Source organism: Roseburia sp. 1XD42-34, assembly GCF_009917385.1.
Lineage (GTDB): Bacteria > Bacillota > Bacilli > Bacillales > Amphibacillaceae > Virgibacillus.
In genome coordinates, this window is the sequence record NZ_QWLJ01000014.1 from 90,868 (window position 1) to 101,428 (window position 10,561).

The following is a 10,561-nucleotide window of genomic DNA, read 5'->3' on the forward strand; positions in this document are numbered from 1 at the left end:
ACACCTCAAGCATAGTTTTTTAGTTGCTAAAACGAACATACTTCCAGTTTGTTACCGAAAGGATCATAGAAAACAAAAGAGCTCATCCTATCATATGTTTCGATTGGTTCTACTTTAACTCCCTTATGTCGCAAATGACTATGCGTTGTTTCTATGTTTTCTGAGAAAAAGTTAAAATGCGGCGGACGATTGCTTTCATAGGTTGTATCTGCTTTCAATAAAGTAAGCGGTGTCTCTCCTAGCTTTAGAACGATAAGATTGTTTGTAACGTCTTCAAATAGCACTGGTAGCTCCAGCGTGTTGGTATACCAATTTTTAGCTGTACTTAAATTAGGAACGAAAACAAACACCGTATCAATTCGTTGAAATAGCATCAAAAACCTCCTTAACATTAGAATTATTGATATATCCTATGCGTTGCCTCTTTTTCACACCATAAGGATGTAGAGATTTTTTAGGTGAAACAACGGCTTATCTCCATATACAAGGTCGATAGGTCAAACTGTCTCATTGTCTAAAAAAATAGCGTTATTGCAAATGCTCGACTTGGTTATAATTTTTGATATGCCAAGTTTGCTCTCTCAAGTGGATATTACTAATGCATCCATTCATCAGTGATGTTTTTCCTGAGCCGATTTCACCTTTTGAAACCTCAGCTAAAATAGCGTTGATTACTGCGCCATGAGCAACTAATAACACCCGTTGCTGCAGGTAGTGTTGGTTTACCTTCGCAACGCCAGCCATGACGCGTTGATTAAAATCTATCCGTTCTTCTTGGTGAGGAAAATGCCCACTTGGATACATACATTTTCTTTCCTCCATTGTTAATCCTTCAGCATCTCCAAATGAACGTTCTTTAAAATCATTCATTTCTATTAATGGCAACTGTAAGTACTGATTTATGATTTCGGCAGTCTCTTTTGCACGCAGTAAAGGACTGCAGATAAGGATATCATAATCATCAGCGTTTAAATATTTTCCACATGCATGTGCTTGCTCTCTTCCAGTATCATTCAGCGGGATATCCGTTTTTCCTTGTAGCTTGCCTTGTTTATTCCAGTTCGTTTGTCCATGACGAATAAAACAAATCGTTGTAATGGTTCTTCTCTCCCTTTTCATGATCTATTTTTATTATATCAAATGGTACTAAATAATTCGCTCTAAACCTATACAAGTCTTCTTCCTTCGAGCGAAAATACAAGCTATGTATACATACATGTACACGTATATTTTTAACAGGGATGAGAAAAATAAGCTTTACTTCGTATGTATTTTAACAGTAGGTTCTCCACATTCCTCCTGCAAGAGAAACTTGTGGAAAAGTAGAAGGTCCACTGCTATTACGCTAATGGCGAAAAATGATTTAGATTATGTTTGTTTAATGGTTCGTCGTGGTATCGAACACTATGCGTTATGAATAGGAGGTAATAAGATGATGAAACCTGAAGATATGCAAAAAGGGAGCACACCACGACAACACCAAAATCGACAACCAGGATTTGAATACGAAATGAATCCATTACCGCACCAGCCGCTAGATTATAAAGGTTCCGAAAAATTAGCTGATAAGGTGGCATTAATAACAGGAGGAGATAGCGGGATCGGCCGCGCAGTAGCTATTCTGTATGCAAAAGAAGGAGCTCAAGTAGCTATCTCTTATCTTGATGAGCATGCAGATGCTGAAAAAACAAAAGAACTCGTTGAAGCTGAAGGAGGAAAATGTATTCTGCTTCCTGGCGATATTAAGAGTGCTGCGCACTGTCAGACTCTCGTGGAAAAAACGGTAGAAGCATTTGGGAAAATTAATATTTTAGTTAACAATGCTGCCATTCAATTTATACAAGAAGACGTATTAGATATATCCGATGAACAAATGGAAGATGTATTTCGAGTTAACTTCTTCTCCCAATTTTATTTAACAAAAGCAGCAGTTCGTCATATGGGTGCTGGTGATTCGATTATTAATACATCATCCATTAATGCCTATCGAGGAAATCCGATTTTAATGGACTACTCTGCCACAAAAGGAGCGATTACTGCATTCACTCGTAGTATTGCTCAAAGTCTGGCTAAAAAAGGTATTCGCGCAAACTCGGTAGCTCCTGGCCCTGTTTGGACACCACTCATACCAGCATCTTTTGATGAAGATGGTGTAGAAAACTTTGGGCAAGATACGTTAATGAATCGACCTGGTCAGCCATCTGAACACGCATGGCCGTATGTCATGTTAGCTTCAGACGAAGCTTCTTATATGACAGGGCAAGCAATTCATATTAACGGTGGAACGTGGACGTCGTCTTAACTGTGTTGTTTTAATCAATGGAAAGAAAAGCTCCGTTAACAGCGGAGCTTTTTATGTGCAAAGACAAGAAAGTATAAAATTTGATGCTTGGAGATAACAGAATAACAGAATAGCCACGTCCGTCTTCATCGCCCAGCAACTAGGCGACTTCACCCATTGCTCTACGATAAGACATCATCTGATTTCTTCCATTCATTACGTTGCAAAATCGCCCTGCCTCTTTGTTCCTCAAACTAAATGTATCCGAATAGGTAAATTTCCCCTCACATGCAGATAAGATATCGAGGCTATGTTGGCAACTCTCTACATACTGTTTGTATAGTTTTTGTAAAGTTGTATTTAGTATAATCTAGACGCAAAGTTATGATAGAAAAGCCCACTCTGCGTATTTGATGTTTGCTGTCTTTAAAAGGGGCGTCACCAGCATCGGCAAGACTATTTATCGGAAATATGTGCGCAGTTTGTGTTTATCCCGAAGATAAGGTGCTGTAAGACTCCCACTGAAGAGTTGGAGAACCATACCATAACAGGCTAAGTGGGAGATAAGAACACCTAAATGACCAATTCGGATGGAGGCTTTTAGGTCATATCCTTGCGGTACTAACAATTCGTGTGGGATGGGAACCACTCACTGATTGAAGCTTCACTTTATCGTACTGAAGTAGACTCTCTGCAGATGATCCATAAGAAATAGAAAACAACAATAGCCAAAAGAGCTTCAGTAAATTCAATGAACGATGAAGAAAAACGATCGAATAAGGGGGGATGAGCAAAAAAACAGGAAATCTAACTAATTCGCATATGTTATAAACGTGTAGTGATGGTTTATATACATTGCAGCGAATTGCTAATTGTAGATGTAAGATCGTATATCTCTTAGTTGATCAATAGATTTAAGACTTCTGTATGTTCAGCTTCAAGGGACTATTTGTGTGTATGAACTCGTTTATTATTCGTCACGTACAAAAGCTGTAAAAATTTCACTCCTTTTTTGCTTGTCAAATATCATGTTTCACACAACAACACATCATTTCATATGAAAGGTTTAATCGTATTGAATTGAAAAAGGCTTATTAATGAAAGATTCGCTATTGTTGAACAGATAAAAAAATCGAAATATCATCGGATTCTTTTTCCCGATATTGGTACCAAGATGATCTTGTTATAAGAGGAAATGAGGAAAGCACCATGTAAACCACAAGGTTTTCCATGCTTTTTAACATTCTATGTAAAGGGCTCTACTATTCCTCTAAAAGATACAACAACTATATGGAAAGGGGTAGCACATTGAAGAAGCAGTTAAGTGTGCTTTTTATTATTTTCCTTCTAATGCAAACAATTTCTAGCAGTCTAGCATTTCCTATGCAGGTTAAAGCTCAAGACTTAAGTAAAGATGAAATTGTAAAGAATATGGAGCTGTTGAATGAATCAGGCGAATCCATTCAACAAGAAGATAAACAAAAAGCAACACATGTAAAGGTAGACTGGTCTATTAAAGGGATAACAGTTGAACCTGATAAGGATTATACCCAACAGCTCCCTGCTAATATTAAAATGGATAAGAAACAGGCAGGTAAATTATGGGTCGAAGAAGCTGAAGTGGGTACTTATATCGTAAATACAGACAGCACACTAACGATTCGCTTTAACGAAGGAATAAGCCAATTTCCAGAAGCGAGCGGGTCGTTTACAGCAGAAATAGTTCCACGTGCAGAAGAAAAGGAGCAAGAAGAGAAAGCTGATGAAACTACACCAGAGCAAAATGAAACTACGTCAGAGCAAAAAGATGTGGGATCAACGGATGATGCGGAAGAAATTGCCGAAGATCGAAAAGAGGAAGTAAACCATACTGAAAATGCAAATTCTGAAGAAAAAGCTTTAAAATCTGCTGAGGGAGAACAGCTTGAAAAAGTGGCACAAAAAACGGAAGAAATGGATCCGTTAAAAGCGATTAAAGAAAATATTTTAACTCGTGCTGAAGTTATCTATGAAAATAGCGAAGGAGAACCCATAGACAAACCAGGCTTGGGTTCGATAATTGCTATAAAATATTGGTGGGAATTACCGAACGGGCATAACTATAAAGAGGGCGACACCTTTACATTTCAGGTACCGCCAGAGTTAGACATTTATAATCAAATTGATCGTTTGGAAATGAAGTTTAATGGAGAAACGATCGGCTATTTATCTGTAACCAAAGATGGAACAGCAACGATTGAATTTACCAAGTTCATTGAAGGATATTCTAATATCAATGGAAACTTCGAGATTTTAACGCAATTAAGCGAAGAAATTATTATTAACGAAGAGAAGGAAGTTATTATAACCCCAATTGAAGGGAAAGACTCGATCACTATTCCGATAGATTTTAATCCAGCGGGACCGGCTGTAGAGAAGCAAGGCATTCCAAATCGTTCCTACAATGCCGAAGAAATTGAATGGACAGTTGACTTTAATAAAACGTTAGACACGATAAGAAACGCTACCATAAACGATCCGATTCAAAAAGGGCAAGCGCTCAAAGAAGGCTCTATTAAGCTGTATCATTTGGAGACAAAATTAAGTGGTGAAGTGTCACAAGGTCAGGAAGTTGACCCTAATTCATATACAGTAGGTAAGACGGAGGACGGGGAAGATTTTACGGTCCATTTTAGTGAAGATATCCATTCAGCTTTCCGACTCGTATATGAAACAGATATTACAGATGCAGATCAGGCTGTATTCAAAAATAACGTAACGTTAACAGGTGAGGGAACGCAGGATAAAACTGCTGAAGCTACTGTAACAGTTGGAAGAGGTAAGCCTTTGAAGAAAAAGGCTACTGATTATGATCGCGCAAACCAAATGATCACTTGGGAAATCCGTTATAACTACAATGAGAAAAACATCGCTAAAGAAGATGCGTTATTAAAGGACTTTTTTAACAGAAGTCAAGATCTGATTGAAGACTCATTTGTCGTGAAAAAAATTACGCTGGATGAAAATGGTCATGAAGTAGGCGAAGGAGAAGTCGTTACTAATTATACAATTGACCCTAAACAACAAGGCGATCAAAACGGCTTTCATTTACAGTTTACCGAAGATATTTCTTCCGCTTACAAAATTGTATATAAAACGAAGGCTTCGGAACGAGTGTTTGACGAGCAAGAGATTACGAATAAGGTGGATGCTGGTGACCATAGCGCCACTGGAAAAGAAAATATCGGTCAGGTGATCTTATTCAAGAACCATGGGAAACCAAACTATAAGGATAAAACAATGGAATGGACGATTACTTTTAACCACGATAAACATAAGATGAATCATGTGGTCCTGAAAGACACCTTCACCAATAAAGGTCTTACACTTTTACCGGAAACGATTAAAATTTCAGGTATGGAAAAAGGAACAGATTATGAACTGGTTAAAAATGAAGCAGATGAATTTGTAATTGAATTTAAAAAAACAATAACAGAACCGCATACGATAAGTTATATGACAGAATTTGACTATGATCAACGCGAAGATAAGGATAAGCATTTTATTAACCATGCACATCTGACTTGGACAGATGAAGATGGAAACGATAGGGAAAAAGAAACTGATGCTACATTTACACCGGATGAGTTTACACAACATAATGGGTTTAAACATGGTTCCTATAATGCAGTAACAAAAGAGATTACATGGAATATAGGTGTTAATTACAATTTAAAAAAGTTAGAAAATGCATCTGTGGAAGATTATATTCAAGGCAATCAGCAGCTAATACGTGATTCGATTACGGTATACTTGATGGAACTCACAGGCGAAGAAAATGGCACAAAGTTAAGAGAAGCAATACCAGGAGAAGATTACTCCACAAAATTTATTAAAAATGAACAAGGCGATCCAGGTTTTCAAATCAATTTTGAAAAAGAGATTCATGAACCGTATGTAATTGAATATAAAACGAGTCTGGAAAATCTCGATCTAGTTGCAGCTAACTACAATAATACAGCGACACTCTATAATGGAGACCAGAAAGAAACCGACTTAGATGCTTCTGTATCTATTCCGCATGGCGGCAAGTATACAACAAAGTCAGGAAGTCAAAATGGTAAGGCTATTGATTGGCAGGTTCATATAAACTTTGCTCAATCCCAAGTTAGTAATGCCACGATTGTTGACAATCCAAGTAATAACCAAGCACTATTGGAAGGCTCTTTTCGTTTATATGCAACATCTATCGATGAAGCAGGTGAAGTTTCTAAAGGAGAACTATTAGAGCTGAATAAGGATTACACCTTAGATTTAAAGCAAAACCCTGATACTTTTACACTGAAGTTTAAAGAAGAAATTAATGAGCCGTACATTTTAGAATACCAGTCCTTAATTCTTGCAAAGCCAGGGGAGACTGTAAATAATGAGATTTCCTTTAGTGGTGAAAACATTAAAGAGGTAGTCAATGAGTCTCAAAGTTCGGTATCAGTAAAGAGAACCGCCGGTATGGGCGAAGGAAAAGGTGAAATCGGTAGACTCACCGTTTATAAAACGGATCGCAATAGTGGTAACCCGCTTTCGGAAGCTACTTTTACCCTTAAAGATCCGGAAAGTGGTATAACGATTGGTACAAAAACAACAAATGAAGATGGTAAGATTGTCTTCGACCGATTGCTTTATGGAACATATACATTAATTGAAGATAGCGCACCAGACGGTTATCTCATTGATAAGAAACAGTATGACATTACTATCGATAAACCGTATGAAGAAAATAGTGAAGAGAAAATAGGAAATCAGGTCACTGTAACCAACTCTAAAATCATTCGAGACGTCCAATTGCAGAAGATGGACCAAGAAACTGGAGATATTTTAGCTGGAGCAACGTTTGTACTAGAGAAAAAAGCTGGTGATTCCTATAAAGTGGTGGATTACCTAACAACAGATGTAGCTGGAATGATTTATAAAGCTAATTTAGAACCTGGCAAATATCGATTTGTGGAAACAAAGTCACCGAATGGTTATCAGCTTAATACAGAACCAATTCCATTTACGATCAGCGAAAAGCAAACAGAAATTCTTACATTAACAGCAGAAAATATAAAGCTGGGTTCTGCGGAATTAACAAAGCTTGCCAAAGAAGGTGAGAATCAGGTCTTAAAAGATGCGGAGTTTCGATTAGAACGAGAAGATGGAACGGTTGTTTATCCATTGCTACGAACAGATGAAAGTGGCAAGATTTTAGTTCCTAACTTGGAACCAGGCAAATACCAATTTATCGAAACAAAAGCACCCGCGTACTATCAGCTTAACGAGGAACCAATTCCATTTACTGTACAATATGGCGATTCAAGTACAGTAATGGTAACAGCAATAAATGAACTAATTCTCGGCAAAGCCGAGCTGACAAAAGTAGATAAGGATAACAAAGCGCTAAAGCTAGAAGGTGCTAAATTTGAATTGCAGGATGAAGCAGGAAACATCTTGCAAGAAGACTTAACAACGAATAAAGACGGGAAAATTGTTGTAGAAGACTTGAAGCCAGGTAAGTATCAGTTTGTTGAAACAAAAGCACCAGCGCACTACCAATTAGATGAAACGCCAATTTCGTTTACGATCGATAAAAGTAAAACAGAAGCAGATGTCGAAGTAATATCCGTTCAAGCAACGAATAAGCTTATCCCAGGATCCGTGGAGCTAGAAAAAGTCGACGAAGATAACCAGGATAAGAAACTAGCAGGGGCGGTATTTGAACTGCAAGATGCAGATGGCAAAGTCCTACAAGAAGGTCTAACAACGAATACAGAAGGCAAAATCGTCGTAGAAGACTTACGACCAGGCAAGTATCAGTTTGTAGAAACGCAGGCACCAGATTATTACAAACTAGGTACGGAGCCAATCATATTCGAGATTGAAAAGAGCCAGAAAGAAATAGGAAGTGTGACCGCAACAAATAAATTACTTACTGGCAAAGTGGAACTTACGAAGATTGATAAAGATAACAAGAAGCAATTTCTTGAAGGAGCAGTATTTGAATTGCAAAACGAAGCAGGAAAAATGCTTCAAAAAGGCTTGACAACGAATAAAGACGGGAAAATTGTTGTAGAAGACTTGAAGCCAGGTAAGTATCAGTTTGTAGAGACAAAAGCACCAGCGCACTACCAATTAGATGAAACGCCAATTCCGTTTACGATCGATAAAAGTAAAACAGAAGCAGATGTCGAAGTAGTATCCGTTCAAGCAATGAATAAGCTTATCCCAGGATCAGTGGAGCTAGAAAAAGTCGACGAAGACAACCAGGATAAGAAACTAGCAGGGGCGGTATTTGAACTCCAAGACGCAGATGGTAAAGTCCTACAAGAAGGTCTAACAACGAATACAGAAGGCAAAATCGTCGTAGAAGACTTACGACCAGGCAAGTATCAGTTTGTAGAAACGCAGGCACCCGCATATTATCAAACAGATAATAAGCCAATCACATTTGAGATTGAAAAGAGCCAGAAAGAAATAGGAAGTGTGACCGCAACAAATAAATTACTTACTGGCAAAGTGGAACTTACGAAGGTTGATAAAGATAATGACAATGCACCATTGGCAGAAGCTGAGTTTATGTTACAAGACGAAACCGGAAAAATGCTTCAAAAAGGCTTAACAACGAATAAAGACGGGAAAATTGTTGTAGAAAACTTGAAGCCAGGCAAGTATCAATTTGTAGAAACGCAAGCACCAAAGGGTTATCAACTAGATGAAACGCCAATACCGTTTACAATTGATAAAAGCAAAACAGAAGCGGATGTGGAAGTAGTTTCAGTTCAGGCAACGAATGAGCTTATCCGTGGAGCAGTTGAATTAGTAAAAGTTGACGAAGACAACCAGGATAAGACACTAGCAGGAGCGGTATTTGAACTGCAAGATGAAGCAGGCAAAACGCTACAAGAAGGCTTGACAACAAATAAAGACGGGAAAATTGTTGTAGAAGACTTGAAGCCAGGCAAGTATCAATTTGTAGAAACGCAAGCACCAAAGGGTTATCAACTAAACGAAACGCCAAAACCGTTTATGATTGACTTTAGCCAAGAGAAAACTCTCGAATTGATAGTTGGAAATAGTATCATTCAAAAGGCTCCAGTAACTGATTCTGGAAATGATGATAGTCAACCGACTCAAAAAGATCCTGAAAATAGTAAAGAGCAGTCAGATCAAACTGGACAGCAAGCAGGAGAAAAACTTCCTCAAACTGGTGAAGAATGGCTGCGTTACATGATGATCTTAGGAATTTCATTATTTATCCTAGGTGGATTATTACTGATTTCCAGACGCAGAAAAGCGAATTAACAATTAACCCCGATGATATCACATCGGGGTTATGCATTTATAGATAAAAAGTGCTTGTACATAATCAAATGTAACTTTAAAACAACGCTTAAGCTCTGTACAAACATATAAATAGGAAACATCCGAACTAATTAGAATTTTATTGGAAGCATTCTAAATTAAGTTCGGGTTTCGCATTTTTAGCCACTATCTATTATGAAAAGCTCTTGAAGGTGGTTTTTTCATACGAAAGTATAAAATGAGGTGCTTGTGTCTAAGGAACCAATTGACTAGCTAATTCAGGCGCATGCACCCAGCAACGAGGCGACTTCCCGAATGCCCTCCGATAAGCATCATTGGTTCGTACCTAAAAGGAACGCCGACTAAAACCGGGCATGCCGCTCAGGCGTCGGCATGCCCGGTTTTAGTCGCATGATTCCTTTATATCGGTTGCTTCGTTTCAGTCGCTACAATACTAATCGGGTGTTGGCGCTTGTTCTTGGCTAAAATAACTTTCTCCAGCCGCTTCACTTTTTATTATTAATAGCCCACTTCAACAGCAGCATTTACCATATACATTAAGTCATTTTCATCATCTTTATCTTCTAAAATAACCCCACTTGAAGTTGCCATGCCACCGTCTGTCACATCAACAGTAACCGATCCATAAGGAACAGCATCTTTTACTTTTTCCGTATCAAGCAATTTACGGTCTAAAGGAACAGCTAATTTAACGTTTACTTTCATATTTTCTAGTTTTTGGTCAGGAAGGCTCTGCTCAATTCCAGGCATGGAGTTAAACCAGATGGCGTTTTCCACTGCCCGAACAGCTGCTTTTGTAATATCTTGTCCATGAACATCAATGCCTGTACCAGCTTGAATAAATAGAATTTGCTTCATGATAAAACTCCTCGTATATTATGTTTAGGCATTATTTTTCCGCCTATTATTCCTTACTAATTTGCTTGTAAATATGTCAATTTC

At 38.0% G+C, this 10,561-nt stretch carries 5 protein-coding genes; 2 read left to right on the forward strand and 3 right to left on the reverse strand.

Translation table 11 applies throughout. The features are described from left to right. Positions 1-26 precede the first annotated feature (26 nt). Entirely contained in the window at positions 27-374 is a 348-nt protein-coding gene (locus D1839_RS10180) for a VOC family protein (RefSeq protein WP_158589639.1), read from the reverse strand. A 154-nt stretch (positions 375-528) separates the two neighbouring features. Next, entirely contained in the window at positions 529-1,119 is a 591-nt protein-coding gene (locus D1839_RS10185; protein ID WP_207710041.1) for a histidine phosphatase family protein, read from the reverse strand. Positions 1,120-1,432: 313 nt separating this feature from the next. Between D1839_RS10185 and D1839_RS10190 the strand changes: the two genes are divergently transcribed. Continuing rightward, positions 1,433-2,302, forward strand: coding sequence for an SDR family oxidoreductase (locus D1839_RS10190; RefSeq protein WP_166554447.1), 870 nt, complete (start codon positions 1,433-1,435; stop codon positions 2,300-2,302). Between the two features lie 1,287 nt (positions 2,303-3,589). Next, the gene (locus D1839_RS10195) at positions 3,590-9,598 is read left to right on the forward strand and encodes a SpaA isopeptide-forming pilin-related protein (RefSeq protein ID WP_166554448.1); all 6,009 of its coding nucleotides are present in this window, start codon (positions 3,590-3,592) and stop codon (positions 9,596-9,598) included. Between the two features lie 519 nt (positions 9,599-10,117). Here the strand turns inward: D1839_RS10195 and D1839_RS10200 are convergent. After that, positions 10,118-10,477 carry a Lin0512 family protein gene (locus D1839_RS10200; RefSeq protein WP_120379800.1) on the reverse strand — a complete coding sequence of 120 codons (360 nt, stop codon included), beginning with the start codon at positions 10,475-10,477 and terminating at the stop codon, positions 10,118-10,120. Positions 10,478-10,561 lie beyond the last annotated feature (84 nt).

Coding starts and splice junctions, on each gene's coding strand:
- D1839_RS10185 (WP_207710041.1), bottom strand. CDS start 1,119: ATGAAAAGGGAGAGAAGAACCATTACAACGATTTGTTTTATTCGTCAT.
- D1839_RS10190 (WP_166554447.1), top strand. CDS start 1,433: ATGATGAAACCTGAAGATATGCAAAAAGGGAGCACACCACGACAACAC.
- D1839_RS10200 (WP_120379800.1), bottom strand. CDS start 10,477: ATGAAGCAAATTCTATTTATTCAAGCTGGTACAGGCATTGATGTTCAT.
- D1839_RS10180 (WP_158589639.1), bottom strand. CDS start 374: ATGCTATTTCAACGAATTGATACGGTGTTTGTTTTCGTTCCTAATTTA.